General features: G+C 72.9%; 16 protein-coding genes, 1 tRNA gene and 1 rRNA gene. 3 read left to right on the forward strand and 15 right to left on the reverse strand.

Features of this window, described 5'->3' with window-relative positions; translation table 11 throughout:
• Window positions 1-70: 70 nt before the first annotated feature.
• Window positions 71-5,110, forward strand: a complete 5,040-nt coding sequence (locus ACIF8T_RS15860) for an ATP-dependent helicase (protein WP_400035295.1) — start codon at window positions 71-73, stop codon at window positions 5,108-5,110.
• A gap of 172 nt (window positions 5,111-5,282) precedes the next feature.
• Complete coding sequence (locus ACIF8T_RS15865) at window positions 5,283-6,104, forward strand: DNA-formamidopyrimidine glycosylase family protein (protein ID WP_400035297.1); 822 nt, start codon at window positions 5,283-5,285, stop codon at window positions 6,102-6,104.
• 6 nt (window positions 6,105-6,110) lie between these two features.
• Here the strand turns inward: ACIF8T_RS15865 and ACIF8T_RS15870 are convergent, their stop codons facing one another.
• The 12 genes from ACIF8T_RS15870 to ACIF8T_RS15925 form a co-directional block, all read right to left on the reverse strand.
• Window positions 6,111-6,596, reverse strand: a complete 486-nt coding sequence (locus tag ACIF8T_RS15870; protein ID WP_400035299.1) for an SRPBCC domain-containing protein — start codon at window positions 6,594-6,596, stop codon at window positions 6,111-6,113.
• Entirely contained in the window at window positions 6,593-6,967 is a 375-nt protein-coding gene (locus ACIF8T_RS15875) for an ArsR/SmtB family transcription factor (RefSeq protein ID WP_400035301.1), read from the reverse strand. Before ACIF8T_RS15875 ends, ACIF8T_RS15870 begins: the two co-directional genes overlap by 4 nt.
• Before the next feature lie 139 nt (window positions 6,968-7,106).
• Window positions 7,107-7,394, reverse strand: coding sequence for a hypothetical protein (locus tag ACIF8T_RS15880; protein ID WP_400035303.1), 288 nt, complete (start codon window positions 7,392-7,394; stop codon window positions 7,107-7,109).
• Window positions 7,395-7,758: 364 nt separating this feature from the next.
• Window positions 7,759-8,229, reverse strand: a complete 471-nt coding sequence (locus tag ACIF8T_RS15885) for a Dps family protein (RefSeq protein WP_400035305.1) — start codon at window positions 8,227-8,229, stop codon at window positions 7,759-7,761.
• A 264-nt stretch (window positions 8,230-8,493) separates the two neighbouring features.
• On the reverse strand, window positions 8,494-8,874 hold the full coding sequence (locus tag ACIF8T_RS15890) for a helix-turn-helix domain-containing protein (RefSeq protein WP_167997591.1): 381 nt from the start codon (window positions 8,872-8,874) through the stop codon (window positions 8,494-8,496).
• A 109-nt stretch (window positions 8,875-8,983) separates the two neighbouring features.
• A complete protein-coding gene (locus tag ACIF8T_RS15895; RefSeq protein WP_400035307.1) occupies window positions 8,984-9,529 on the reverse strand; it encodes a CinA family protein in 546 nt (181 codons plus the stop codon).
• Window positions 9,526-10,215 carry a CDP-diacylglycerol--glycerol-3-phosphate 3-phosphatidyltransferase gene (gene pgsA, locus ACIF8T_RS15900; protein WP_400035349.1) on the reverse strand — a complete coding sequence of 230 codons (690 nt, stop codon included), beginning with the start codon at window positions 10,213-10,215 and terminating at the stop codon, window positions 9,526-9,528. The genes ACIF8T_RS15895 and pgsA overlap by 4 nt, the downstream gene beginning before the upstream one ends.
• A gap of 311 nt (window positions 10,216-10,526) precedes the next feature.
• Window positions 10,527-12,002 carry a 30S ribosomal protein S12 methylthiotransferase RimO gene (gene rimO, locus ACIF8T_RS15905; RefSeq protein ID WP_400035309.1) on the reverse strand — a complete coding sequence of 492 codons (1,476 nt, stop codon included), beginning with the start codon at window positions 12,000-12,002 and terminating at the stop codon, window positions 10,527-10,529.
• Between the two features lie 139 nt (window positions 12,003-12,141).
• On the reverse strand, window positions 12,142-12,993 hold the full coding sequence (locus ACIF8T_RS15910; RefSeq protein ID WP_400035311.1) for a helix-turn-helix domain-containing protein: 852 nt from the start codon (window positions 12,991-12,993) through the stop codon (window positions 12,142-12,144).
• Window positions 12,994-13,276: 283 nt separating this feature from the next.
• A complete protein-coding gene (locus ACIF8T_RS15915; protein WP_400035313.1) occupies window positions 13,277-16,003 on the reverse strand; it encodes a DNA translocase FtsK in 2,727 nt (908 codons plus the stop codon).
• 155 nt (window positions 16,004-16,158) lie between these two features.
• Window positions 16,159-16,836 carry a two-component system response regulator gene (locus ACIF8T_RS15920; RefSeq protein WP_400035315.1) on the reverse strand — a complete coding sequence of 226 codons (678 nt, stop codon included), beginning with the start codon at window positions 16,834-16,836 and terminating at the stop codon, window positions 16,159-16,161.
• 310 nt (window positions 16,837-17,146) lie between these two features.
• Window positions 17,147-22,618 (reverse strand): HAMP domain-containing protein, encoded by a 5,472-nt coding sequence (locus tag ACIF8T_RS15925; RefSeq protein ID WP_400035317.1) that lies wholly within the window; start codon window positions 22,616-22,618, stop codon window positions 17,147-17,149.
• 395 nt (window positions 22,619-23,013) lie between these two features.
• On the opposite strand from ACIF8T_RS15925, the gene ACIF8T_RS15930 reads away from it, so the two are divergent.
• Window positions 23,014-25,770 carry a SpoIIE family protein phosphatase gene (locus ACIF8T_RS15930; RefSeq protein WP_400035319.1) on the forward strand — a complete coding sequence of 919 codons (2,757 nt, stop codon included), beginning with the start codon at window positions 23,014-23,016 and terminating at the stop codon, window positions 25,768-25,770.
• A gap of 43 nt (window positions 25,771-25,813) precedes the next feature.
• Here the strand turns inward: ACIF8T_RS15930 and ACIF8T_RS15935 are convergent.
• The 3 genes from ACIF8T_RS15935 to rrf all read right to left on the reverse strand — a co-directional run.
• A tRNA-Thr gene (locus ACIF8T_RS15935) sits at window positions 25,814-25,889 on the reverse strand.
• A gap of 99 nt (window positions 25,890-25,988) precedes the next feature.
• Window positions 25,989-26,651 (reverse strand): DegT/DnrJ/EryC1/StrS family aminotransferase, encoded by a 663-nt coding sequence (locus ACIF8T_RS15940; protein ID WP_400035351.1) that lies wholly within the window; start codon window positions 26,649-26,651, stop codon window positions 25,989-25,991.
• A 114-nt stretch (window positions 26,652-26,765) separates the two neighbouring features.
• A 5S ribosomal RNA gene (gene rrf, locus ACIF8T_RS15945) occupies window positions 26,766-26,856 on the reverse strand; the annotation flags it as partial.

The following is a 26,856-nucleotide window of genomic DNA, read 5'->3' on the forward strand; positions in this document are numbered from 1 at the left end:
CCGCCACCGGGCCGGACGCCTCGCGGCGGCGCGGACCCCCGTTGTCAGTGCCCGGGTGCACGATGGACGCATGGTCAGCGACGCGCACCGAGCCCTGGACGGCTTCTCCCCCGCGACCCGCGGCTGGTTCGCGGGGGCGTTCTCCGCGCCCACCGCCGCCCAGGCCGGCGCGTGGCGGGCGATCCGCGAGGGCTCGGGCGTGCTCGTCGTCGCCCCCACCGGCTCCGGGAAGACCCTGGCCGCCTTCCTCGCCGCCCTCGACCGGCTCACCTCGGCCCCGCCCCCGGCCGACCCGAAGAAGCGCTGCCGGGTCCTGTACGTCTCTCCGCTGAAGGCCCTGGCCGTCGACGTGGAGCGCAACCTGCGCAGCCCGCTGACCGGCATCCGCCAGGAGTCGGTGCGGCTGGGCCTGCCCGAGCCGGAGGTGAAGGTCGGCATCCGCTCGGGCGACACCCCCGCCGCCGAGCGCCGCGCCCTGGCCACCCGGCCCCCGGACATCCTGATCACCACCCCGGAGTCGCTGTTCCTGATGCTGACGTCGGCCACGCGCGAGGCGCTGACCGGCGTCGACACGGTGATCCTGGACGAGGTGCACGCGGTCGCCGGCACCAAGCGCGGCGCCCACCTCGCCCTCACCCTGGAGCGGCTCGACGAGCTCCTGCCCCGGCCCGCCCGCCGCATCGGCCTGTCGGCGACGGTCCGCCCCGTCGACGAGGTCGCCCGCTTCCTGTCGCCCCGCCGCAAGGTGGAGGTCGTCCAGCCGGAGTCGGGCAAGGAGTTCGACCTCTCCGTCGTCGTGCCCGTCGAGGACATGGGCGAGCTGGGCGGCTCCCCGGCGAGCGACGGCGACGAGGGCGCGGAGCGGCCGTCGATCTGGCCGCACGTCGAGGAGCGGATCGCCGACCTGGTCCAGTCCCACCGCTCGACGATCGTCTTCGCGAACTCGCGCCGCCTCGCGGAGCGCCTGTGCAACCGGCTCAACGAGATCGCGTACGAGCGGGCCACCGGCGAGCCGCTGGACGAGCACCACTCCCCCGCCGAGCTGATGGGCGGCTCGGGCGCCGCCCAGGGCGCGCCCGCGGTGATCGCCCGCGCCCACCACGGCTCGGTCTCCAAGGAGCAGCGCGCCCTCGTCGAGGAGGACCTCAAGGCGGGCCGCCTCCCGGCGGTGGTCGCCACCTCCAGCCTCGAACTCGGCATCGACATGGGCGCGGTCGACCTGGTCGTCCAGGTGGAGTCGCCGCCCTCCGTCGCCTCCGGCCTGCAGCGCGTCGGCCGCGCCGGACACCAGGTCGGCGCGGTCTCCACCGGCGTGGTCTTCCCCAAGTACCGCGGCGACCTCGTCCAGGCCGCCGTCGTCACCGAGCGGATGCGCGCCGGCGCCATCGAGGCCCTGCGGATCCCGGCCAACCCGCTGGACGTGCTGGCGCAGCAGATCGTCGCGATGACGGCCATGGACACCTGGCAGTTCGACGACCTGCTCGCCGCGGTGCGCCGCGCCGCGCCCTTCTCGTCGCTCCCCGAGTCCGCGTTCACGGCGGTGCTGGACATGCTCGCCGGCCGCTACCCCTCCGACGCGTTCGCCGAGCTGCGCCCGCGCGTGGTGTGGGACCGGGTCACCGGCACGGTCACCGGCCGCCCGGGCGCGCAGCGCCTGGCCGTCACCTCCGGCGGCACGATCCCCGACCGCGGGCTCTTCGGGGTGTTCCTCGCGGGCTCCGACCCGAAGAAGGGCGGCGGCCGGGTCGGCGAGCTCGACGAGGAGATGGTCTACGAGTCCCGCGTCGGCGACGTCTTCACGCTCGGCACCAGCTCCTGGCGCATCGAGGACATCACCCGCGACCGCGTCCTGGTCTCCCCGGCACCGGGCGTGCCCGGCCGCCTGCCCTTCTGGAAGGGCGACCAGCTGGGCCGCCCGCTGGAACTGGGCCGCGCGCTGGGCGCGTTCCTGCGCGAGCTCGGCTCGCTGCCCGAGGACGACGCCCGGCTGCGCCTCCTCGCGGCGGGCCTGGACGCCTGGGCGGCGGACAACGTGCTGGCGTACCTGACCGAGCAGCGCGAGGCCTGCGGTCACGTCCCCGACGACCGCACCATCGTCGTGGAGCGCTTCCGCGACGAGCTCGGCGACTGGCGGGTCGTCGTGCACTCCCCGTTCGGCGCGCAGGTGCACGCCCCGTGGGCGCTCGCCCTGGGCGCCCGCCTGTCCGAGCGGTACGGCATGGACGCGCAGGTCATGCACGCCGACGACGGCATCGTGCTGCGCCTGCCGGACGCGGACCTCATGGGCCTGGACCTCCTCGACCAGGAACCCGCGAAGCCGGGCACGGAGTACGACGCCGAGCAGGCGCCCGTCGGCGCGGCGGACGTCGTCTTCGACAAGGGCGAGGTCGACCAGATCGTCACCGGCCAGGTGGGCAACTCGGCGCTGTTCGCGTCCCGGTTCCGCGAGTGCGCCGCCCGCGCGCTGCTGCTGCCGCGCCGCAACCCGGGCCGGCGCACCCCCCTGTGGCAGCAGCGCCAGCGCGCCTCGCAACTGCTCCAGGTGGCCAGCGAGTTCGGCTCCTTCCCGATCGTCCTGGAGGCGGTCCGCGAGTGCCTCCAGGACGTCTTCGACGTCCCCGGCCTCACCGAGCTGATGGGCGACCTGGAGTCCCGCAAGGTGCGCCTGGTCGAGGTCACCACCCCGGAGCCCTCGCCCTTCGCGCGCTCCCTCCTGTTCGGCTACGTCGCCCAGTTCCTGTACGAGGGGGACTCGCCCCTCGCCGAGCGCCGCGCCGCCGCCCTCTCCCTCGACTCACGGCTGCTGGCCGAGCTGCTGGGTCAGGCGGAGCTGCGCGAGCTGCTCGACGCGGAGGTGCTGACCGAGCTGGAGCGGGAGTTGCAGTGGCGCACGGAGGACCGGCGCGTCAAGGACGTCGAGGGCGTCGCCGATCTGCTGCGCGTCCTGGGCCCGCTCACGGACGCCGAGCTGGCCGAGCGGGGCGCCGAGCCGCAGTGGGCGCAGGAGCTGTCCGGCGCCCGGCGCGCCATCAGGGTGCGCATCGCGGGCACCGACCACTGGGCGGCGATCGAGGACGCGGGCCGCCTGCGCGACGCGCTCGGCACGGCCCTGCCGGTCGGCGTCCCCGAGGCGTTCACCGAGCCGGTGAAGGACCCGCTCGGTGACCTCCTCGCGCGCTACGCCCGCACCCACGGCCCGTTCACCTCGGCCACGGCGGCGGCCCGCTTCGGCCTGGGCACGGCGGTCACCGACGGCGCCCTCCAGCGGCTCGCGGCGGCCGGCAGGATCGTCCAGGGCGAGTTCCACCCGGCCGGGATCGGCCAGGAGTGGTGCGACGCGGCCGTGCTGCGCCGGCTGCGCCGCCGCTCCCTGGCGGCCCTGCGGCACGAACTGGAGCCGGTGCCGCCGCCCGCGCTCGCCCAGTTCCTGCCCCAGTGGCAGCACATCGGCAGGGGGCACTCCCTGCGCGGCGTCGACGGGCTGCTGCGCGCCGTCGAGCAGATGCAGGGCGCCTCCGTCCCCGCCTCCGCCCTGGAGAAGCTGGTCCTGCCGTCCCGCGTGGCGGGCTACGCCCCCGGGATGCTGGACGAACTCACCGCCACCGGGGAGGTGGTGTGGGCCGGAGCGGGGTCCCTCCCCGGCAAGGACGGCTGGATCAGCCTGTACCTGGCGGACGCGGCCCCCCTGCTCCTGCCCCCGCCGCACCCCCTGGAGCTCACCGCGCTGCACCGGTCCGTCCTGGACGCCCTCTCCGGCGGCTACGGCCTGTTCTTCCGCCAGATCGCCGACCAGGTCCGCGCCACCACCCACCCCGACGCCACCGACCCCCAACTCGCCGACGCCCTGTGGGAGCTGGCCTGGACCGGCCGCCTGACGAACGACACGCTCACCCCGCTGCGCTCCCTGCTGGGCTCCGGCCGCACCGCCGGCTCCACGGCCCACCGGGCCAGGCGCACCGTCCCGCGCGGGCGGTACGGCTCGCCGGCGGCCGCCGCCCGGACCGCGTCCCGCAGCGGCCCGCCGACCGTGGCCGGCCGCTGGTCGCTCCTGCCGGACCGGGAGGCCGACCCGACGGTCCGCGCCCACGCCCTGGCCCGCACCCTGCTCGACCGGCACGGTGTGGTGACCCGGGGCGCCGTCGCCGCGGAGGGCGTCGAGGGCGGTTTCTCGGCGACGTACCGCGTCCTGTCCGCCTTCGAGGACAGCGGTCAGGCCCGCCGCGGCTACGTGGTGGAGGGGCTGGGCGCCGCCCAGTTCGCGATGGACGGCGCCGTGGACCGGCTGCGCGCGGTGGCCAACGCCCGCGACCGGGGTGAGGGCCTGCCCGGCCCCGGCTACGACGGCGGCGCGCCGGCCTTCGCGCCCGGCTCCCCGGCGGGCTCCGGCGCGGCCGGCCCGTTCTCCCCCGGCACGGACGCGTCCTTCGCCGACGGCGACCCCTTCGCCGCCCACGCCTACGGCCGGCCGGACGGCTCGGGCCCGCCCGCCGACCGCGACCACCCGGCCGACCCCGCGTACGACGGCTTCGGCAGCGACTTCGACGCCCCCGCACCCCACGGTTCACCGGCGCCGTACCGGCCGCGGCAGGCCCGGTCGTCCCCCGGCGGCCCCACCTCGCCCCACGACCTCGCCCCCCAGGCCCCCGCGCCCCGGCAGAACGGCGGGCGCACCCCGTACGACCAGGGCTTCCCCGGCCGTCGTGACCGCCCCGACCCCGCGGCCCGGGCCGTCGTCCTCGCCGCGGCCGACCCGGCCAACGCGTACGGCGCGGCCCTGCCCTGGCCGGAGCCCCCGACGGGCGCCGGGCACAAGCCGGGCCGCAAGGCGGGCTCCCTGGTGGTGCTGGTCGACGGCGAGCTGACGCTGTACATGGAGCGCGGCGGCAAGACCCTGCTGGCCTGGCCCGCCGCCCCGGACCGCGAGCCCGCCGACGACCCGCGTCTGCGGGCCGCCGCGGAGGCCCTCGCGGCGGCCGCCCGCGCCGGCTCCCTCGGCACGGTCACGGTGGAACGCGTCAACGGCGCCCAGGCCCTGACGTCCCCCGTCGGCACCCTGCTGGAAGGAGCGGGCTTCGTCGCGACCCCGCGGGGACTCCGTCTGCGGGCGTGAGCGGGCTCGCCCGGGCTCGGGTCGCGGGCCCGAGCCCGGGCTCCGCGCGCACCCCGGCGACGCGTGCGATCCCGCCCCCGCCCCGCCCCGCCCCGCCCGGCCTCCGCCCCCGGTCCCAGGCCCCGCGAACACTGCGAGGCATACCCGCCCGCCCCCGTGCAACCCTTGACCCATGCCCGAAGGAGACACGGTCAGGCAAGCCGCGAAACGCCTGCACGACGCCCTCGCGGGCCACGTGCTGACCCGCAGCGACCTGCGGGTCCCCCGGTTCGCCACCGCCGACCTCACCGGCCGTGCCGTCCTGGACGTCACCGCGCGCGGCAAGCACCTCCTCACCCGGATCGAGGGCGGCCTGACGCTCCACTCGCACCTGAGGATGGACGGCTCCTGGAAGGTGTTCGCGGCCGGGCAGCGCTGGAGCGGCGGCGCCGGCCACCAGATCCGCGCGATCCTCGGCACGTCCGACAAGACCGCCGTCGGCTACCGCCTGCCCGTCCTGGAGCTCCTGCGCACCACCGACGAGGAACGCGTCGTCGGCCACCTCGGGCCCGACCTCCTGGGCCCGGACTGGGACCCCGGCCGCGCCCTGGCCAACCTCCTGCGGGACCCCGCCCGCCAGCTCGGCGAGGCCCTGCTCGACCAGCGCAATCTCGCCGGCATCGGCAACGTCTACAAGTGCGAGCTGTGCTTCCTGCTCGGCGTGACCCCCTGGCTCCCCGTCGGCGAGCTGCCCCCCGAGCGCGCCGAGGTGCTGCCCGCGCTCGCCAAGAAGCTGCTGGAGGCCAACCGCGACCGGCCCGTCCGCAGGACGACGGGCCGACCCGGCCATGACCTGTACGTGTACAGCCGCGCACAGCGGCCCTGTCTGCGCTGCGGCACCTCCGTCCGCCTCGCCGACCAGGGCGACGGCTCCCGCGAGCGCCCCACGTACTGGTGCCCCGTCTGCCAGCGGGGCCCCGCCCCCGCGCCGCGCGGACGGGCCGGGGCGAGGTGACGGCGCTCAGACGGTGAGCAGGGCGTCCATCTGACCGACGGCCTCCCGCAGGCCCTCGGCCATGCCCATGTCCGCCAGCTGTTCCATCTGCTCCCGGGAGTCGAAGACCGAGCGCAGCTCCATCCGGGTGCCCCCCTCGTGCTCGGTGAGCCGCACCCGCGCCGTGGTGGTCGGCATCGCGGGGTTCGGCTTGCCCTCCTGGTCGGCGAACCCGTCGACGAACTCCAGCGAGGTCGGCGGGTCGACGGACGTGATCCGCCACCAGCCGCGGTACTTCTCGCCCTCGGGGCTGGTCATGAAGTAGGCGACCTCCCCGCCCGGGGTCAGGTCGTGCTCCTCCACGGTCGCCGGGTAGGTCGGCGGCCCCCACCAGCGCTCCAGCTTCCGCGGGTCGGCCCACAGCTGCCACACCCGCTCCACCGGTGCGGAGAACTCGGCGATCAGCGTCAGGGTCAGGTTGTCGACGTCCTTGTCCAGACTGGTGACAGTCATCTGTCCGGTCCTTCCGTCGTGTCGTCCGCTTCGGGTTCGGTGTCCTCTTCGAGGAGGCGGGACATGCGGTCCACCCGCCCGCGCCAGGCCGTCTCGAGCTCGTCGAGGGCCTTGCGTGCCCGGTCCACGGCCTCGGGGTCGGTGCGCACGAGCTGCTCCCGTCCGCGGCGCTGCTTGGTGACCAGACCGGCCCGCTCCAGCACCGTGACGTGCTTCTGCACCGCGGCGAAGCTCATCGGGTAGTCGTCGGCCAGCCGCGACACGGACAGCTCACCCCGTACGCAGCGGCGCAGTATGTCCCGGCGAGTGGCATCGGCCAGCGCGTGGAACAGCCGGTCCACGGCCTCGTCATCCACTCCATCTACAACCATTTGGTTGTACGTTAGTCCCGCGCACGTCCCGCTGTAAAGAGCTCGGGACCACTCCCGCACCGCCGCACGCGCCGCACACCCCGGCCACCGAGGGCGGACCTCGGCCGGTGCGCCCGCACGGGGCACACCGCCCCCCGCGTCAACGCGGCCGCAGCGGCCCGTCGACCGGGCCGGCCGCCGACGCCACGGACCCCGTGGGGGCCGAGCCCGTCCGCCAGGCCCGCCGCCACCGCCCCGTGGCCACGGCCCCCTCCGCGCGCCCCTTGGGCATGCAGTGCACCGGCAGCAGGCTCAGCCCCCACCCCCCGGCGGCGACCACCCCCTCCAGGGCTCCGGCGTCGGGTGCCAGCGCGAGCCGCAGTACGGCCCACCACCACAGCACCGCGACCCCGAGCACGGCCCCCCGCCGTGCCGTCCGCCCCCTCATGGCCGCCCACCTCCAGCCGGACGCTATGGGGGGTCCGGTGCCCCGGGAAAGGGCGCACCGACGGCACACGGGCGCACCGCACGCGACCCCGCGGCACGGCACGCCCGGACCGTGCCCCACCTCACCGCACGGCCCCGCGGCACCGCGCCCCGCCACCCGACGCGGACCGCCCCGCCCGCGCCGCACGACTCCCGCCGGACGGTCCCGCCCGCCCCGCACCACCCCCAGCACGCCGTCGCACTCCGCGCGGCCGGCGCGCCCCCACCCCACCACCCCTCCCGCCCCGCTCCCGCCGCCCCGCCGGCGCCGCACCCCGCGCAGCCCGGCGGCGCCCCCCGGAAGCCCCCGTATCCCGGCCGGCACGTCACCCGTTCTCGGCCTGGAACATCCAGTGGTGCTTCTCCAGATCACCGGTGATGCCGATGAAGATGTCCTGGGTCACCGGATCCGGCTCCGCGGTCGCGCCGATCCGCTCCCGCATGCGCACCACCACCGCGCCCAGCGCCTCCACGAGCACGGAGACCGCGGCCGCGTCGTCGACCCACCCCTCGGGGGTCACGCCGATGCCGCTGCCGACGGCGACCGTCGCGGCACGGCCGTCGGGCGGTACCCCGAGTGCCGCAGCGCGCTCCGCCACCGTGTCGGAGTGCGCCCGCGCGGTCGTCACGACCTCGTCGAGCTGGAGGTGCACGGAACGGAAGCGCGGTCCGACCACGTTCCAGTGGATCTGCTTCGCCACCAGGGCGAGGTCCACCAGGTCGACGAGGGCACCCTGCAGGGCCTCGGACACCGTCTTCAGGTTCTCGTCGGACAAAGGGCTCTTCACGACGTACATCCGCGCCTCCGTCGGCTCACCCCCGCCATGTCCCTCCACCATGACCGCCGCGCGCGGCACCGGCAAACGCACACGGAAGAGTGAGCACGAAGGCGCGTGTGTCACGGCGGGCGAGCCCGGCGCCCCCGTGCCCCGCACACGCGAAAACCCCGGCGGCACCCCTCCGGATCCACCGGAGAGGCCCCGACCGGGGCGTCCCACACACTGCTGGTACGTCTCTTGCGCGCCTACGTCCGTCCGCGCACCGCGTACGCGGTCACACGCTCACGCGGCGACGACGTCCACCGCCTCGGCGGGCGCCTTGATGGTCACGCGTTCCGGTGGCACACCGGTCACCGAAACGGAACCCAGCATCGGGCGAACCGGCGTGGGCACGGGCTCGCTGGGGGTGGCCGCAGCGGACTGGGCCAGCTCCGCGAGGGCGAGTTCGTCGCTCACTTCCCGCATGAGCTCGGACATCCGTACGTCCAGCGCGTCGCAGATGGCGGCGAGCAGTTCGGAGGAAGCCTCCTTCTGCCCCCGCTCCACCTCGGAGAGATAGCCGAGTGAGACTCGGGCGGACGAGGAGACTTCGCGCAGAGTACGGCCCTGGCGCTGGCGCTGCCGACGCAGCACGTCACCCAGCAGGCGACGGAGCAGAATCATCGGTGGCTCCCTCCTCGGACCGCGTAGCCGCATCCTTCTCGCCCCACCGTACCGCCTCGCGCCGCGGCCGTGCGGGGAGCGATGTCGTGTTCACTCAGGGCTGCAAACATCAAAACCCCCCGTTCCGTTCCGTATCCTGTGCCCGCTCATTCCCGATCTGTTCGTCCGCAAGCTCCCTCAAGAGGAGTGCGAGTACGCTCCGTACACTCTCCATACGAATTTCCGCGCGGTCGCCGTTCAACCGCAGGGGCTCCACTTTTCCGCCAGAGGCGGAACGCGAACCGGCACCGCCGGGCCCGTCCACGGCCACGAAGACCGTCCCGACGGGTTGCCCGTCCTGGGGGTCCGGACCCGCCACACCGGTGGTCGCGATGCCCCAGTCGGCACCGAGCGCCTTCCGCACCCCGGCCGCCATCTGGGCCGCCACCTGCGCGTCCACCGCCCCGCGCGCGGCCAGCAGGCCGGCGTCGACACCGAGCAGTTCGGCTTTCAGTTCGGTGGCGTAGGCGGTCACCGAGCCCCGGAAGACCTTTGACGCCCCGGCGACCGAGGTGATCTCGGCCGCGACGAGGCCACCGGTCAGCGACTCGGCGACGGCGAGCGTCTCGCCCTTCACCGTGAGTAGTCGCACCACGTCGGTGGCCGTGGAACTCAACCTTCCGTCTCCCTCAACGCCGCTTTCCGCTCGGCGATTCCCTGCCTGCGCAGCACGATGGCCTGTCTCACGTAGTCGAGTCCGGTCACCACGGTCAGAACGACCGCCACCGCCATCACCCAGAACCTCGCGGTGGCCAGCCACCCCGTCAGCGCCAGCACGTACATGCCGACGGCGATGCCCTGGGTGAGGGTCTTGAGCTTGCCTCCGCGGCTGGCGGGGATGACGCCGTAGCGAATGACCAGAAAACGCAGCAGAGTGATGCCGAGTTCCCGTCCGAGGATGATCCCGGTGACCCACCACGGCAGATCGCCCAGCGCCGAGAGACAGATCAGCGCCGCCCCCATGATCGCCTTGTCGGCGATGGGGTCGGCGATCTTGCCGAAGTCGGTGACGAGGTTGTAGGTCCGGGCCAGGTGACCGTCGAACAGGTCGGTGATCATGGCGACGGCGAAGGCGGCCCAGGCGAGCGACCGCCACGCCGGGTCGTACCCGCCGTCGGCGAGCATCAGTGCGACGAAGGCCGGGACGAGGAGCAGCCGGAGCATGGTCAGGAGGTTGGCGACGTTCCAGACGCTGGCCTGGTTGACGGCCGCGGCCGCCAGCTTCCCGCCGCGCGCGGGCCGGGCGTCCCCGTGCGTCCCGGGCGCCCCCTCGGACACCGCCTGGGCCCCGACGGCCTCCAGCGGCGCCACACCGGCCTGCGCACCCGCGGCCCCGCCGGCACCGCGCACCGCCCCGCCAGCCGCCGCGGCCGCACCGTCCGCCGCGGACGGCGTACCGCCACCCGCCGCCGGGGACCCGTCACCCGCCGCGGAAGCCGCCGGGGAACCGCCACCGGTGGCCGGGGCCCCGGCACGGGACGCGCCGGCCGCGTCCTCACCGGCCGCCCGCGCCACCGCACGGCCGACGGTCACCCCCGGAGCCGTGGCCGCCGCGGCCGCCGCGGCCCGCCTCGCGCCGGAGGAGCCTCCCGCCGCGGATGCCGGTGCACCGGTCATCTGCCTGCCTCCTCACCACACGCGAGTGAGCCGTCGAGCGGCTCCGCCACCAGGTCGACACCTTCCGTACCGACCACCTTCGCCTCGACCATACGGCCGACGCTCAGGCCCTCGCCGCTCGTGAGCAGCACCTGGCCGTCCGTCTCGGGCGCCTGGTGCGCCGCCCGGCCGTACACGCCGTCCTCGTCGTCGACGGACTCCACCAGCACGTGCACGGTCTCCCCCACGCGCTCCTCGGCGCGCTGCGAGACCAGTTCCTCGGCCAGCCGGGAGACGCGGGCCAGCCGCTCGGCGACGACGTCCTCGTCGAGCTTGCCGTCGTAGCCGGCGGCCTCCGTGCCCTCCTCGTCGGAGTAGCCGAAGACGCCGATGGCGTCCAGCCGCGCGTGGTTCAGGAACCGCTCCAGCTCGGCGAGGTCGGCCTCGGACTCGCCGGGGAAGCCGACGATGAAGTTGGACCGGACGCCGGCCTGGGGCGCCTTGCCGCGGATGGTGTCGAGCAGTTCCAGGAAGCGGTCGGTGTCCCCGAAGCGGCGCATGGCGCGCAGCACGTCCGGCGCGGAGTGCTGGAAGGACAGGTCGAAGTACGGGACGACCTTCGGGGTCGAGGTCAGCACGTCGATGAGGCCGGGCCGCATCTCGGCCGGCTGGAGGTAGCTGACCCGCACCCGCTCGATGCCGTCGACCTCGGCGAGCTCGGGCAGCAGGGACTCCAGCAGGCGGATGTCGCCGAGGTCCTTGCCGTAGGAGGTGTTGTTCTCGGAGACCAGCATGACCTCCTTGACGCCCTGCTCGGCCAGCCACCGCGTCTCGTTCAGCACGTCGCTCGGGCGGCGCGAGATGAAGGAGCCGCGGAAGGACGGGATGGCGCAGAACGAGCAGCGCCGGTCGCAGCCGGAGGCGAGCTTCACGGACGCGACCGGGGAGCCGTCCAGCCGGCGGCGCAGCGGTGCGCGGGGACCCGAGGCCGGGGCGAGGCCCTGCGGCAGGTCGGCGGGCGCGCCGTGGCCGGGAAGCGCCACCTCCTCGGAGACCGACTGGCGCTCGGCCGGGCTGATCGGCAGCAGCTTGCGGCGGTCGCGCGGGGTGTGCGCGGCGTGGATGCCGCCGTTCAGGATGGTCTGGAGGCGGTCGGAGATGTTCGTGTAGTCGTCGAAGCCGAGCACGCCGTCGGCCTCGGGCAGGGCCTCGGCGAGTTCCTTGCCGTACCGCTCGGCCATGCAGCCCACCGCCACGACGGCCTGGGTCCTGCCGTGCCCCTTGAGGTCGTTGGCCTCCAGCAGGGCGTCGACGGAGTCCTTCTTGGCGGCCTCGACGAAGCCGCAGGTGTTGACGACGGCGACGTCCGCTTCCGCGGCGTCCTCCACGAGCTGCCAGCCGTCCGCCTCCAAACGGCCTGCGAGCTCCTCCGAGTCCACCTCGTTACGGGCGCAGCCAAGGGTGACGAGTGCGACGGTACGGCGTTCAGGCATGGGCTCAAGACTACTTCGTCCCGCCGGCACCCCACGTCGACGGGGTTGGCCGGTCCCGGCCGACCCCGTGCGGGCACACCCCTTCGGAACCTCGTGCCGGACCTCGGGCGAGCCGCTCACCGGCCCTCCGCGCGGCCGGTCACCCGGCCTCGGGGTCGCCCTTCGTGTAGGTCAGCCGCTCCACGGAGCCCGGCTGGAAGTCGTCCTCGATCTTCTTCCCGTTGACGTGGAGGTCGATCGCCCCGGCGTCGCCGAGGACCAGGTTGATCTTCGAGCTGTCCTGGAAGGTCTTGGACTCGCCCTGCTTGAGCAGGCCGTCGAAGAGCAGCCGGCCGTTGTGGTCCTTGGCGGAGATCCAGCTGCGGCCGTCGGGGGCGCTCACCCGGACCGTGACCTTGTCCAGGGGCGCGGCCGCGATGGCGCTGTCGGACGGCTCCGGCTTGGGGTCGGCGGGCTTCTTGGACTTGGGGGTCGGCGTGGCGGAGTCGCCGTTCGCGGGCGTGGCGCCGTCGGCGACGTTCGCCGCGTCGCTGTCGTCGCCACCGCCCAGCAGCGTGAACCCGACGAAGCCGATGACGGCGACGATCGCGGCGACCATCGCCGCGGTCCAGTTCGGCCCGCGCCGTTCGGGCCGGATGCGCTCCGCCTCGAACAGGGGCGCGGCGGGGGTCGGGGCCGGGCGGGCGCCGTGCTCGGCTTCGTACTGGGCCAGCAGCGGGGCCGGATCGAGGTGCACGGCCTTGGCCAGGGTCCGCAGGTGGCCGCGCGCGTAGACGTCACCGCCGCAGGGCGCGAAGTCGTCCGCCTCGATGGCGTGCACGATGGCGATGCGGACCCGGGTGGCGGTACTGATGTCGTCGACGGTGAGCCCCGCGGCGATCCGGGCCTGTCGCAGGGCACGGCCGATGGAGGGGCGGGCTTCCTCGCGGTCGTCTTCGACGCGGTCGTCTTCGAACGGACGCTCGTCTTCAGGGGAGTTGCCGATGGACACGGGGGCGCCTTTCGAGCGTGTAGCCGCCTGTGCTGGACGTTCAGTCTAGGGGGGGTGCGAAAGGGTGGGGCAACCGGGCGGTAGGACTTTGTACGCCATCGGAATGGCCCGGCATCCCGATGGTGGAGCACCTGTTCGTCGCTTCCCTCAACTTGACGTACGACCCGGGGAAACGGTTGCTCAATAATCCCTCACGGGAGAGTCACGATCCGGACACCGGAGCGCCGGAACCGCCGTGAGGCGACCCGGGTGTCCCGGTCCCCTGCCCTTGTGCCCCGTTTCCCTACCCTTCGGACTGCCCCCGGATCACCGCGAGTACGCCATCCAGCTCGTCGGGTTTCACAAGAACGTCACGAGCCTTCGAACCCTCGCTCGGTCCGACGATGTTCCGCGACTCCATCAGGTCCATCAGCCGGCCCGCCTTGGCGAAGCCGACGCGCAGCTTGCGCTGGAGCATGGACGTCGAGCCGAACTGCGTGGAGACGACCAGCTCGGCCGCCTGGCACAGCAGGTCGAGGTCGTCGCCGATGTCCTCGTCGATCTCCTTCTTCTGCTTGCCGCCGACCACCACGTCGTCCCGGAAGACGGGCGCCATCTGGTCCTTGCAGTGCCGGACGACGGCCGCGACCTCCTCCTCGGTCACGAACGCGCCCTGCATGCGCACCGGCTTGCTCGCGCCCATCGGCAGGAACAGCCCGTCACCCTTGCCGATCAGCTTCTCCGCGCCCGGCTGGTCGAGGATGACGCGCGAGTCGGCGAGCGAGGAGGTGGCGAAGGCGAGCCGGGAGGGCACGTTCGCCTTGATGAGGCCGGTGACGACGTCGACGGAGGGCCGCTGCGTGGCCAGCACCAGGTGGATGCCGGCCGCGCGCGCGAGCTGCGTGATCCGCACGATCGCGTCCTCGACGTCCCGCGGCGCCACCATCATCAGGTCGGCGAGCTCGTCGACGATGACCAGCAGGTACGGGTACGGCTGGAGCTCGCGCTCGCTGCCCTCCTGCGCCTTCACCTTCCCGGCCCGCACGGCCGCGTTGAAGTCGTCGATGTGCCGGAACCCGTACGCCGCCAGGTCGTCGTAGCGCAGGTCCATCTCGCGCACGACCCACTGGAGCGCCTCGGCGGCCCGCTTCGGGTTGGTGATGATCGGCGTGATCAGGTGCGGGATGCCCTCGTAGGCGGTGAGCTCGACCCGCTTGGGGTCGACGAGCACCATGCGCACGTCCTCCGGGGTCGCCCGCATCATGATCGAGGTGATCAGGCAGTTGATGCAGGACGACTTGCCGGAGCCGGTCGCGCCCGCCACCAGGATGTGCGGCATCTTCGCGATGTTCGCCATCACGTAGCCGCCCTCGACGTCCTTGCCGAGCGCGACCAGCATCGGATGGTCGTCCTCGGCGGCCGCGGCCAGCCGCAGCACGTCGCCGAGGTTGACCATCTCCCGGTCGGTGTTCGGGATCTCGATGCCGACCGCCGACTTGCCGGGGATCGGGCTGATGATCCGCACGTCCGGGCTGGCGACGGCGTACGCGATGTTCTTGGTCAGCGCGGTGATCCGCTCGACCTTCACGGCGGGGCCGAGTTCGATCTCGTAACGCGTGACCGTCGGCCCGCGCGTGAAGCCGGTGACGCGGGCGTCGACCTTGAACTCGGTGAAGACGTTGGTGAGCGCGTCGACTATGGCGTCGTTGGCGGCGCTGCGCGCCTTGCCCGGTCCGCCGCGCTCCAGCAGGTCGAGCGCGGGCAGCGCGTAGGTGATGTCGCCGGAGAGCTGGAGCTGCTCCGCGCGCGCGGGCAGGTCACGGGTCTCGGCGGGCGGGGCCTTGGTGAGGTCCGGGACGTCCGCCTTCGGCCTGTCCTGCCGGGGACGGGCGGCCGGTACGGGCGCCGGGGCGGGGGTCGGGGCGGGGGTCGTCGGCTCGCGGTCGCCGGCGCGCACGCCCTGGGTGAGGTCGGCGACGACCGGCGACGGCGGCATCCCGTGCAGGACGGCACCGTCGAGCGCCGCCGCGGCGGCCGCCGCCACGTCCACGGCGTCCTTGGGCCGGTCCGTGCCGGGCTGCGGCTCCGCGGTCCGCCGGGACCGCCCGCGCCGCCGCGTCAGGGCGTCCTGCTCCGCGCCGTCGGGGTCGTACGCCTCGGGGGCGCCGCGGCGCCGGCGGGGGCGCGCGGGCAGCGCCTCGCGCCACTGCTCGTCGTAGCGCGCGTCGTCCTCGCCGTACTCGGCGTACTCCGCCACCGCGTCCTGCACGATGCCGAGCTTCACCCCGAGCAGCCGCAGCCGCTGCGGGATGGCGTTGACCGGAGTGGCCGTCACGACCAGCAGTCCGAAGACCGTCAGCAGCACGAGCAGCGGCACGGCCAGCACGTCGGTCATGGTGTGCGACAGCGGGGTCGCCGCCGCCCAGCCGATCAGGCCGCCGGCGTCCCGTACGGCGTGCATCCCCGCGCTGCGCGCGGGCGACCCGCAGGCGATGTGCACCTGCCCGAGCACGCCGATGACCAGTGCGGACAGGCCGATGACGATGCGTCCGTTGGCCTCGGGCTGCTCCGGGTGCCGGATGAACCGCACGGCGACGACGAAGAGCAGGATCGGCACGAGCAGGTCGAGCCGGCCGAAGGCACCGGTCACCAGGATCTCGACGAGGTCCCCGACCGGGCCCTCCAGGTCGGCCCAGGTGCCCGCGGCGACGATCAGCGCGATGCCGAGCAGCAGCAGCGCTATGCCGTCCTTGCGGTGCGCCGGGTCCAGGTTCCTGGCGCCCTGCCCTATGCCCCGGAACAGGGCGCCCACGGCGTGGGCGATGCCCAGCCACAGGGCGCGCACCAGCCGGTAGACGCCACCGGTCGGACTCGGCGCCGGCCTGGGCGCGGGCTTCTTCGCCGCGGCCTTCCTGGCGGGCGCCCTCTTCGCGGGAGCCTTCTTGGCAACGGCCTTCTTCGCCGGAGCCTTCGCCGGAGCGGCCGCCTTCTTCGCGGGCGGCTTCCTGGCTGCGGAGGGACGTGAGGCCATGGGTGTGAGATTACCGGGGGAGACGGCGGTGGACACGTGTGCGTGAGGCTTCACCCGTTCGTGTCGCTCTTGCCTGCGCACCGCATTGACGCCGGGTCATCCCGCGCGTGCCCGGCGGACCCGCGGACCGCCCGCCAACCCCCTTGAGGGGGCCGTCAGTTCTGCGAGGACACCGACGACTCGCTGCCGGTGCCCGGCTCCAGGGCGTCCAGCGCCCGCCGCAGTCCCGTCAGCTTCCGCTCCAGGTGCGCCGCCGTGGCCACCGCCGCCGCGTCCGTCGACTCGTCGTTCAGCTGCTTGGTCAGCGCCTCGGCCTGCTCCTCGACCGCGGCCAGCCGCGCCGACAGCTCGGCGAGCAGTCCCGCCGGCTCCTTGGCCTCGCCGCCCGCGGCCCTGCCGCCCTCCAACTGGAGCCGCAGCAGCGCCGCCTGCTCCCTGAGCTGGCAGTTCTTCATGTACAGCTCGACGAAGACGGAGACCTTCGCGCGCAGCACCCACGGATCGAACGGCTTGGAGATGTAGTCGACCGCGCCCGCCGCGTACCCGCGGAAGGTGTGGTGCGGGCCGTGGTTGATCGCGGTGAGGAAGATGATCGGGATGTCCCGGGTCCGCTCCCGCCGCTTGATGTGCGCGGCCGTCTCGAAGCCGTCCATGCCCGGCATCTGGACGTCCAGCAGAATGACCGCGAAGTCGTCCGTGAGCAGTGCTTTGAGCGCCTCTTCCCCGGACGATGCCCGCACCAGCGTCTGATCGAGCGCCGAGAGGATCGCCTCCAGCGCCAGCAGATTCTCCGGCCGGTCATCGACCAGGAGGATCTTGGCCTTCTGCACCATGGCCCGCCCTCCTCGCCCCGGCTTGGGGCCTCCCCTGTCCGCAGGACCTGGGGAAGCACCGGCGGGTGCCGCCCCAGAGGACGACTCCCTTGCGCCGCCCGTCCTTGTGCCGGTCATCGTAGCCGCACCCCGCCCGTCACCACACCCTGTCACCGTGATGTCACTGTGCACGTAGCAGAAACGCAGCGGGAGACCAGAAGGTTCCCCGAATCCCCCACTTCTACACGGGTTCGCGCACACCGCATCAGCGGCGCGGCACCCCCGCCGAAGCTCCCCGCGGCCTTCGCCCGGCCCCCGGGATTCCTCCGCACTACCCCCGCATCCACTGCTCCATGACCGCCAGCAGGTGATCGGGGTCGACCGGCTTGGTCACGTAGTCGGAGGCGCCCGACTCGATCGCCTTCTCCCGGTCGCCCTTCATCGCCTTCGCGGTGAGCGCGATGATCGGCAGCCCCGCGAACTGCGGCATCCGGCGGATGGCCGTCGTGGTCGCGTAACCGTCCATCTCGGGCATCATGATGTCCATCAGGACCACCGCCACGTCGTCGTGCTGCTCCAGCACCTCGATGCCCTCGCGGCCGTTCTCCGCGTACAGCACCGACAGGCCGTGCTGCTCCAGCACGCTGGTCAGCGCGAAGACGTTGCGGATGTCGTCGTCCACGATCAGCACCTTCTGCCCGCCGAAGCGGATCCCCCGGTGCGACCTGGCCACCGGCGCCGGCTCCTGCTCCCGGGCCGGCCACTGCTCCGGCTGCGCCGGGCGCTGTTCCAGGGCGGGCGGCGCGGTCCGGCGGCGGCGCCGGAACAGCGCGGCGGGCCCGTTCTGCGTCTCGCGGTACGACTTCACCTCGGCCGGCGTCTCGATCTCCACGTCGGACAGCTCCGACGAGGACGCCACGAGCTCGCCGGCCTCCAGCGCGGGCATGGCCTGCTGGTAGCCCTGCGGCGGCAGCTCGCTGGGGTGCAGCGGCAGGTACAGCGTGAACGTCGAGCCCCGGCCCGGCTCGCTCTGCGCGTGGATCTCGCCGCCGAGCAGCTGGGCGATCTCCCGCGAGATCGACAGCCCGAGGCCGGTGCCGCCGTACTTGCGGCTGGTGGTGCCGTCGGCCTGCTTGAACGCCTCGAAGATCACCCGCATCTTGCTGGCCGCGATGCCGATGCCCGTGTCGGTCACCGAGAACGCGATCAGCCCGGCGTCCGGGTCGGTCAGCGACCCGGCCTCCAGCAGCTGCTCCCGGATCTGCTGCGGCACGTCGTCCCGCGCGGGCCGGATCACCAGCTCCACCGAGCCGGAGTCGGTGAACTTCACCGCGTTGGACAGCAGGTTGCGCAGCACCTGCAGCAGCCGCTGCTCGTCGGTGTGCAGCGTGGCGGGCAGCTCCGGGGAGACCCGCACCGACAGGTCCAGGCCCTTCTCCGCGGTCAGCGGCCGGAAGGTGGCCTCCACGTAGTCGACGAGCTGGACGAGCGCGATGCGCGTCGGGGAGACGTCCATCTTGCCCGCCTCGACCTTCGACAGGTCCAGGATGTCGTTGATGAGCTGGAGCAGGTCGGACCCGGCGCCGTGGATGGTCTCGGCGAACTCGACCTGCTTCGGGGACAGGTTCCCCTCGGCGTTGTCGGCGAGCAGCTTGGCGAGGATCAGCAGCGAGTTCAGCGGCGTGCGCAGCTCGTGCGACATGTTCGCCAGGAACTCGCTCTTGTAGCGCATGGAGACCGCGAGCTGCTCGGCGCGCTCCTCCAGGACCTGCCGCGCCTCCTCGATCTCGGTGTTCTTCACCTCGATGTCGCGGTTCTGCCGGGCCAGCAGCTCGGCCTTCTCCTCCAGTTCGGCGTTGGACGCCTGCAGGGCCTTCTGCCGCTGCTCCAACTCGGCGGACCGCTCGCGCAGTTGCTCGGTCAGCTCCTGCGACTGCGCCAGCAGCCGCTCGGTCTTGGTGTTGACCGAGATGGTGTTGACGCTGGTGGCGATCATCTCGGCGATCTGGTTCAGGAAGTCCTTCTGGATCTGCGTGAACGGCGTGAACGAGGCCAGTTCGATGACACCGAGCACCTTCCCCTCGAACAGCACCGGCAGCACGATCACCTGCGCGGGCGGCGCCTCCCCGAGCCCCGAGGAGATCTTCAGGTAGCCGCTGGGCGCGTTCTCCACGAGGATCGTGCGCTTCTCCGTGGCGGCCGTCCCGATCAGCCCCTCACCGGGCCGGAACGACGTCGGCATCGAGCCCATGGAATAGCCGTACGAGCCGAGCATGCGCAGCTCGTACTGGTCGCCGCCGGCGGCGTTCATGTCCTCGCCGTCGACGAGCGGCAGCGCCAGGAAGAACGCGCCGTGCTGCGCGGAGACCACCGGCGTCAGCTCGCTCATGATGAGCGAGGCCACGTCCTCCAGGTCGCGCCGGCCCTGCATCAGCGCGGAGATGCGGGCCAGGTTGCCCTTGAGCCAGTCCTGCTCCTTGTTGGCGATCGTGGTGTCGCGCAGGTTGGCGATCATCTTGTTGATGTAGTCCTGCAGCTCCTGGATCTCGCCGGACGCGTCGACGTCGATCTTCAGGTTCAGGTCGCCCCGGGTCACCGCGGTCGCCACCCGCGCGATGGCCCGCACCTGCCGGGTCAGGTTCCCGGCCATCTCGTTCACGGACTCGGTCAGGTCCCGCCAGGTGCCGTCCACGTCCCGCACCCGGGCCTGGCCGCCGAGCTGGCCCTCCGTACCCACCTCGCGGGCGACGCGGGTGACCTCCTCGGCGAAGGAGGACAGCTGGTCGACCATCGTGTTGATGGTCGTCTTCAGCTCCAGGATCTCGCCGCGGGCGTCGATGTCGATCTTCTTCGTCAGGTCGCCCTTGGCGATCGCCGTGGTCACCATGGCGATGTTGCGGACCTGGCCGGTCAGGTTGGACGCCATCTGGTTCACCGACTCGGTGAGGTCCTTCCACGTGCCGGCCACACCGGGCACGTGCGCCTGGCCGCCCAGGATGCCGTCCGTGCCCACCTCGCGGGCCACCTTGGTGACCTGCTCGGCGAACGAACTCAGCGTCTTCACCATCGTGTTGATGGTGTCGGCGAGCTGCGCGACCTCGCCGCGCGCCTCGATGGTGACCTGCCGCGTCAGGTCGCCGTTGGCGACGGCCGCCGAGACCTGCGAGATGTTGCGCACCTGCATGGTCAGGTTCTTGGCCATCAGGTTGACGTTGTCGCTCAGGTCCTTCCAGATGCCCGTGACGCCGGGCACGTGCGCCTGGCCGCCGAGGATGCCCTCGGTGCCCACCTCGCGCGCCACCCGGGTCACCTGCTCGGCGAAGCTCGACAGCTGGTCGACCATGGTGTTGACGGTGGTGACGAGCTCCAGGATCTCGCCCTTGGCGTCGACGGTGATCTTCTTCGACAGGTCGCCCTTGGCGACCGCGGTGGTGACCTCGGCGATGTTGCGGACCTGCAGGGTGAGGTTGTTGGCCATGCCGTTCACGGACTGCGTGAGGTCCTTCCAGGTGCCGGAGACGCCCTGCACCTCGGCCTGGCCGCCCAGGATGCCCTCCGTGCCCACCTCGCGGGCCACCCGCGTGACCTCCTGGGCGAACGACGACAGCTGGTCGACCATCGTGTTCAGGGTGTTCTTCAGCTCCAGGATCTCCCCGCGCGCGTCCACGGTGATCTTCTGGGACAGGTCGCCCCGGGCCACCGCGGTCGCCACCTGCGCGATGTTGCGGACCTGCGCGGTGAGGTTGCCGGCCATGCCGTTCACGGAGTCGGTCAGGTCGCGCCACACGCCCGCGACCCCGGGCACCTGCGCCTGGCCGCCCAGACGGCCCTCGGTGCCCACCTCGCGGGCCACCCGCGTCACCTGCTCGGCGAAGCTCGACAGCTGGTCCACCATCGTGTTGATGGTGTTCTTCAGCTCCAGGATCTCCCCGCGCGCGTCGACGTCGATCTTCTGCGACAGGTCGCCCCGGGCCACCGCCGTGGTCACCTGGGCGATCTGCCGCACCTGCGAGGTCAGGTTGCCCGCCATGAAGTTGACGGAGTCGGTGAGTTCCTTCCACGTGCCCGACACGCCGTCCACGCGGGCCTGACCGCCCAGGCGGCCCTCCGTGCCCACGTCCCGCGCCATCCGCGTCACCTGGTCGGCGAACGACGACAGCTGGTCCACCATCGTGTTCACGGTGTTCTTCAGCTGGAGCATCTCGCCGGAGACGTCCACGGTGACCTTCTGCGACAGGTCGCCGTTGGCGACCGCCGTCGTCACCTGCGCGATGTTGCGCACCTGCCCGGTGAGGTTCCGGAACGCCGTGTTGACCGAGTCGGTGAGGTCCTTCCAGGTGCCGGCAGCCCCCGGCACCTGCGCCTGACCGCCCAGCTCGCCCTCGACACCGACCTCCCGCGCCACCCGCGTGACCTCGGCGCCGAACGCGGACAGCTGGTCGACCATCGTGTTGACGGTGTTCTTCAGCTCCAGCATCTCCCCGGCCACGTCGACGGTGACCTTCTGCGACAGGTCGCCGTTGGCCACGGCCGTCGTCACGGCGGCGATGTCCCGCACCTGCGTGGTCAGGTTCCGGAACACGGTGTTGACGGAGTCCGTCAGGTCCTTCCAGGTGCCCGCCGCACCCGGCACGTTCGCCTGGCCGCCGAGCCGTCCCTCGGCCCCGACCTCGTTGGCGACGCGCGTGACCTCGTCCGCGAAGATCCGCAGCGTCTCGGTCATCTGGTTGATCGTGTCGGCGAGCTGCGCGACCTCGCCCCGCGCCGGCACCGTCACCTTCCGCGACAGGTCGCCGTTGGCGACCGCCGTCGTCACCTCGGAGATGCCGCGCACCTGCGCGGTGAGGTTGCCCGCCATGGTGTTGACGGAGTCGGTGAGCTCCTTCCACACGCCGTCGACCCCGGGCACCCGCGCCTGGCCGCCGAGGATGCCCTCGGTGCCCACCTCGCGCGCCACCCGCGTCACCTCGGAGGAGAACGCCGACAGCTGGTCCACCATCGTGTTGACGGTGTTCTTCAGCTCCAGCATCTCCCCGGCCACGTGGACCGTGACCTTCCGCGACAGATCGCCCTTGGCGACCGCCGTCGTCACCAGCGCGATGTCCCGCACCTGGGCCGTCAGCCGGTACGCCATCGTGTTGACGGACTCGGTGAGGTCCTTCCAGGAGCCGGACATGCCCCGCACCCGCGCCTGCCCGCCCAGCTTGCCCTCGGTGCCCACCTCGCTGGCCACCCGCGTGACCTCGTCGGTGAACGTCGACAGCTGGTCGACCAGGTTGTTCACGGTCCGCGCGACCTTCAGGAACTCGCCGCGCAGCTGGTGCCCGGTCCCGTCCGGCGCCTGCGTCCGCAGCTCCATGCGCGGCGACAGATCACCCTCCGCCACCGCCGACAGCACCCGGCTGACCTCGGCGACCGGCCGTACGAGGTCGTCGACCAGGGCGTTGGAATGGTCGACGGCGGCCGCCCAGGAGCCCTCGCAGGCCCCCGTCTCCAGCCGCTCGGTGAGCTTGCCCTCCCGGCCCACCATGCGCCGCACCCGCGCCAGCTCGCCCGTCAGGTGCAGATTGCGGTCGGCCACCTCGTTGAACACCGCCGCGATCTCGGACATCACGCCGTCGCCGGACACCGTGAGCCGCTTGCGGAAGTTCCCGTCCCGCATGGACAGGAGCGCCGACAGCAGCCGGTTCAGCGCCGCCGTGTCCACCTCGGTGGTACCGCCGCGCGCCTTGACCTGGGTGCTCGGGGACTGTCCGCCCTTCGCGCGCGTCCTCGTGCCACGCGTCGCTGCGCCAGACTCCACTGTGTCCCTCCCGCAGGGGTCGACCATCACTGCTGTGCTCGGGATGCCACCGCTCGGGGCACCGGTTGCTTCCGCGTACTCCTGCTTACCGCGCAGGCCCGCCCGGCGCACCGGGCCGCCTCCAGGGGCTGCTGCCCGCCGTACGCGGAGGGCACTCAGCCTGTCCTGACCTTCACAGGAAGCCTGCCCAGTGTTTCACCCCGGCCCAACCAGGCCATAACAGTTCGGCAGCTTCGCACATCGTCCGCACACCCTCCGGGCGGAAACACTGCAGACCGGCATCCGCACGGACCGCGAAGGTAAGTAACCTTGCATCCGGCTGTCCAGCCACGCCGGTCCGTCCGGCCTGGGCGGTGGCAGGAGCACGAGCGGGCATCGGAGGGGCGGCCGCACACATGACCACCACCGGAGTGATCCCGGGGGGACAGCCCTCGGACCCAGGGCCGACGGGCGGCATGCCCCAGCAGCGGCACGAGCCGGTCGGCCACGGAGCCCAGCACGTCGAGAACCGGTCGAGGAGTTCTGTGATCACCGCGCGCGCGGCCGCCAGCTTCGAGCCCGTCGGGCGATCGGTCGCGAGCGCCCGCTCCTTCGTCCGCGACACCCTGCAGGGCTGGGGCTTCGCCGACATCGTCGACGACGCAGTGGTCCTGACCAGCGAACTCGTGACCAACGCCGTGGTCCACGCCGGCACCTCCGCCGACGTGCTGTGCCTGCGCAGCGACGACGGCGTCCGCGTCGAGGTCGCCGACCGGTATCCGGAGCGCGAAGTCCCCCTCCAGAGCTCCGCCGTCCTCATGAGCAGCCCCGACCGCGAGGGCGGCCGCGGCCTGCAGCTGTGCGCGGCCCTGGCCGGCCGCTGGGGCGTCGACTACACGCCCACGCACAAGACCGTCTGGTTCCGGCTCGACCTCCCCGAACGCCCGGTGGGCACCCGCGCCGCGGGCCCCTCCCTGCCCGCCGACCTCCTCCCGCTCGCCGACGGCCGGGTCCGCGTCGCCGTCGTCCAGATCGACCGCTCCGGCCACATCAGCGCCTGGAACGAGGACGCCGAGGAGCTCTTCGGCTACCCGGCCGACCAGGTCACCGGCAAGCCGCTCACCGACCTCGCGGCCTGGCCGCACACCCCGGGCACCAGCACGGGCATCGCGGAGGCCCTCCGGCTCTCCCGCTGGGAGGGCAGCTACGGCATCCGCGGCGCCAACGGCCGCGTCACCCCCGTGTACGCCTCCCACCTGCGCGTCCGCGACACGGGCGGCGAGCCGTCAACCGTGTGCCTCCTGGTACGCGACCACGAACGGGCCGTTCTGCAGACGCCGCTGCGCGTCCCCGCCTCCGACTCCTCCGCCTCCTCCGACGGCCAGAGCACCGACCCGTTCGAGGTGTTCATCGGCTCCCCCGCCCCGGACGACCTCGACGGCCTCCTGCAGCGCACGGTGGAGCGCGCCCGCGACATGCTCGACGGCGACTCCGCGTTCCTGCTGCTCGCCACCGACGACGAGACCGAGCTGGAGGTGCGCGCCTCCACCGGCCTGCCCTCCGCCCGCCAGCGCTTCGCCCGCGTCCCCGTCGAGGCGGGCCCCGGCCGCTACGGCTCGGCCCGCATGCCCGCCGTCCACGACGACCTCGCCGCCGTCCCGGGCGCGGTGCCGCTGCTGAACGGCACGGGCATGCGCTCGGTCGTCACCGTCCCCCTCAAGGTCGAGGGCCGTCTCACCGGCTCCCTCGGCGTCGCCGCCGAGTCCCCGGGCCGCTACTCCAACGAGGAGGCGCTGCGCCTGCAGTTCGCCGCCGACCGCATCGCCCTGGCCGTCGAATCCGCCCGCCTCGGCGAACTGGAACGCCTGCGCCGCGGCTCCCTCAGCTTCCTCGTCGAGGCCTCCGACCTGCTGGCCGGCACCCTGGACCGCGACCAGACCCTGGCCCTGATGGCCCAGATGACGGTCCCGACCCTGGCCACCTGGTGCGCGGTCTACACGATCGCCGACCAGGCCTCGGAACCGTACCTGTCGTACGTCCTGCACGAGGACGAGGAGCTCATCGACGGCATCAAGTCCCTGCTGTCGAAGATCCCGCCGCCCGACCCGGTGCCCACCCCCGGCGCCCGCGTCTGGACGGCCCCCGGCGAGGTCGCCCACCAGGCGGCCCTGCGCAGTTCCATGCGCAGCCTCGGCCTGAGCGGCGGCCCCCTCCAGCAGGCCTCCTCGGGCATCGGCCCGACCCTGGCCACCGCCTCCGCGGTCGGCGGCGAGACGGTCGTCCTGCCCCTGGTCGCCCGCAACCGCGTCATCGGCATGCTCACGCTCGGCAAGCCGACCGACGAGCACTTCCGCCAGGAGATCCTGGAACTCGCCGAGGACCTGTCCCGCCGCGCCGCCCTGGCCCTGGACAACGCCCGCCTCTACTCGGAGCGCACGGCGATCAGCCAGTCCCTCCAGCGCAGCCTCCTGCCGCCCGAGCTCCCCAGCATCGAGGGCGTCGAGGTCGAGGTCATCTACCGCGCCGCCGGCGAGGGCAACGAGGTCGGCGGCGACTTCTACGACCTCTTCCCCATCCGGGACAACGCGTACGGCTTCGCCATCGGCGACGTCTGCGGCACGGGCCCGAACGCCGCCGCGGTCACGGGCCTGGCCCGCCACGCCCTGCGCCTCCTGGCCCGGGAGGGCCTGAGCGGCCCGGCGGTCCTGGAGCGCCTGAACTCCGCGATCCTCGACGAGGGCGCCCGCAGCCGCTTCCTCACGCTCCTCTACGGCGAGATGCGCCCGCAGGAGGACGGCAGCGCGGAACTGAAGGTCGTCTGCGCCGGCCATCCCCTCCCCCTGCGCCTGCGCCAGGACGGCACCGTCGAACCGGCCGCGGAGCCCCAGCCGCTCCTCGGCGTCATCGAGGACCTGGAGCTCTACGAGCAGACGGTCACCCTCGACCCGGGCGACGTCCTGCTGTGCGTCACGGACGGCGTCACCGAGCGCCGGGAAGGCACCCGCATGCTGGGCGACGACGGCCTCGCCGACGTCCTGACGACCTGCACGGGCCTCACGGCCGGCGCGGTCGCGGCCCGCATCATGCGCGCCGTGGAACGCTTCGCCTCCGACGCGCCGTCCGACGACATGGCCATCCTGGCGATGCGCGTCCCGGAGCCCCACAAGGACTGAGGACATGGGAAAGGCCCCGCCCAATGGGCGGGGCCTTTTCTGCTGGAGCCCCCAAACGGAATCGAACCGTTGACCTTCTCCTTACCATGGAGACGCTCTGCCGACTGAGCTATAGGGGCCGGTCGCCTTCTGCGAGGTTTCCCCCGCGGCAACGGAATAGATCATACCCCGAAGGAACCGGTGTTCCCAACCACCGCCCCCGGTTCCGGCCGGACCGCTCAGAAGGCCGGCTGGAGCAGCCCGCCGAGCGCGTTGCAGGCGGACACGATCCGCTGCATGTCCCGCTTCGTCAGCGACGCGTCGACGGGCAGGGCGAGCGTCTCGTCGGCGGCCCGCTCGGTCTCGGGCAGCGACACGCAGTGCCGGAACTCCGGCAGCCGGTGCACCGGCGTCTTCACCGGCACGCGGCACTCGACTCCCTTGCCGCGCACGGCCCGTGCGAAGGCGTCCCGGTCCGGCCGCCCGTTCCCCGGCACCCGCACGACGTACTGCTGGTAGGTGTGCCCGTCGCCCCCGTCGGGCGTCCGCACGCCGCGCAGCTTCGCGTCGAGGTAGGCGGCCCGCTCCCGCCGCTGAGCGATCTCGTCGTACGGCGCCTCGGACTCCCCCTGCTGCACCACGAGCACCCCGTGCCGCTGCCCGACCGCGAGCAGCCGCGCCATGTCAGCGGGCCGGCCGAAGCGGTGCACCACAACGAGGGCCGCGGTCCGCGGAGTTACCGCCGCCTCCACAGCTCCCGCGTCCAGGCAGTACGTCACGGGATCTATGTCGGCGAACACCGGCAGCGCGCCCAACAGGGTCACGGCCGAGGCGACTTCGACGTTCCCGAAGGCCGGCACGATGACCTCGTCACCGACTCCGATCCCGGCGGCCCTGAGCATTGCAGCAGTACCCATGCCAGGGATGCTGGTTGCGCAACGTGAACGTCAAGTGACGCGCAACAAAAAAGGGTTGGGCCCCGAACCGAAGTTCGGGACCCAACCCTTTCAATGATTGTTCGGCGGTGTCCTACTCTCCCACAGGGTCCCCCCTGCAGTACCATCGGCGCTGTAAGGCTTAGCTTCCGGGTTCGGAATGTAACCGGGC

Source organism: Streptomyces sp. NPDC085946 (assembly GCF_044540485.1).
GTDB lineage: Bacteria > Actinomycetota > Actinomycetes > Streptomycetales > Streptomycetaceae > Streptomyces.

Bases quoted from the DNA above. Each gene is read 5' to 3' on its own strand.
- ACIF8T_RS15915 (WP_400035313.1), bottom strand. From the start codon at position 16,003: ATGGCCTCACGTCCCTCCGCAGCCAGGAAGCCGCCCGCGAAGAAGGCG.
- ACIF8T_RS15870 (WP_400035299.1), bottom strand. From the start codon at position 6,596: ATGACTGTCACCAGTCTGGACAAGGACGTCGACAACCTGACCCTGACG.
- ACIF8T_RS15860 (WP_400035295.1), top strand. From the start codon at position 71: ATGGTCAGCGACGCGCACCGAGCCCTGGACGGCTTCTCCCCCGCGACC.
- ACIF8T_RS15885 (WP_400035305.1), bottom strand. From the start codon at position 8,229: ATGTACGTCGTGAAGAGCCCTTTGTCCGACGAGAACCTGAAGACGGTG.
- ACIF8T_RS15875 (WP_400035301.1), bottom strand. From the start codon at position 6,967: ATGGTTGTAGATGGAGTGGATGACGAGGCCGTGGACCGGCTGTTCCAC.
- rimO (WP_400035309.1), bottom strand. From the start codon at position 12,002: ATGCCTGAACGCCGTACCGTCGCACTCGTCACCCTTGGCTGCGCCCGT.
- ACIF8T_RS15930 (WP_400035319.1), top strand. From the start codon at position 23,014: ATGACCACCACCGGAGTGATCCCGGGGGGACAGCCCTCGGACCCAGGG.
- ACIF8T_RS15920 (WP_400035315.1), bottom strand. From the start codon at position 16,836: ATGGTGCAGAAGGCCAAGATCCTCCTGGTCGATGACCGGCCGGAGAAT.
- ACIF8T_RS15880 (WP_400035303.1), bottom strand. From the start codon at position 7,394: ATGAGGGGGCGGACGGCACGGCGGGGGGCCGTGCTCGGGGTCGCGGTG.
- ACIF8T_RS15865 (WP_400035297.1), top strand. From the start codon at position 5,283: ATGCCCGAAGGAGACACGGTCAGGCAAGCCGCGAAACGCCTGCACGAC.
- ACIF8T_RS15940 (WP_400035351.1), bottom strand. From the start codon at position 26,651: ATGCTCAGGGCCGCCGGGATCGGAGTCGGTGACGAGGTCATCGTGCCG.
- ACIF8T_RS15890 (WP_167997591.1), bottom strand. From the start codon at position 8,874: ATGATTCTGCTCCGTCGCCTGCTGGGTGACGTGCTGCGTCGGCAGCGC.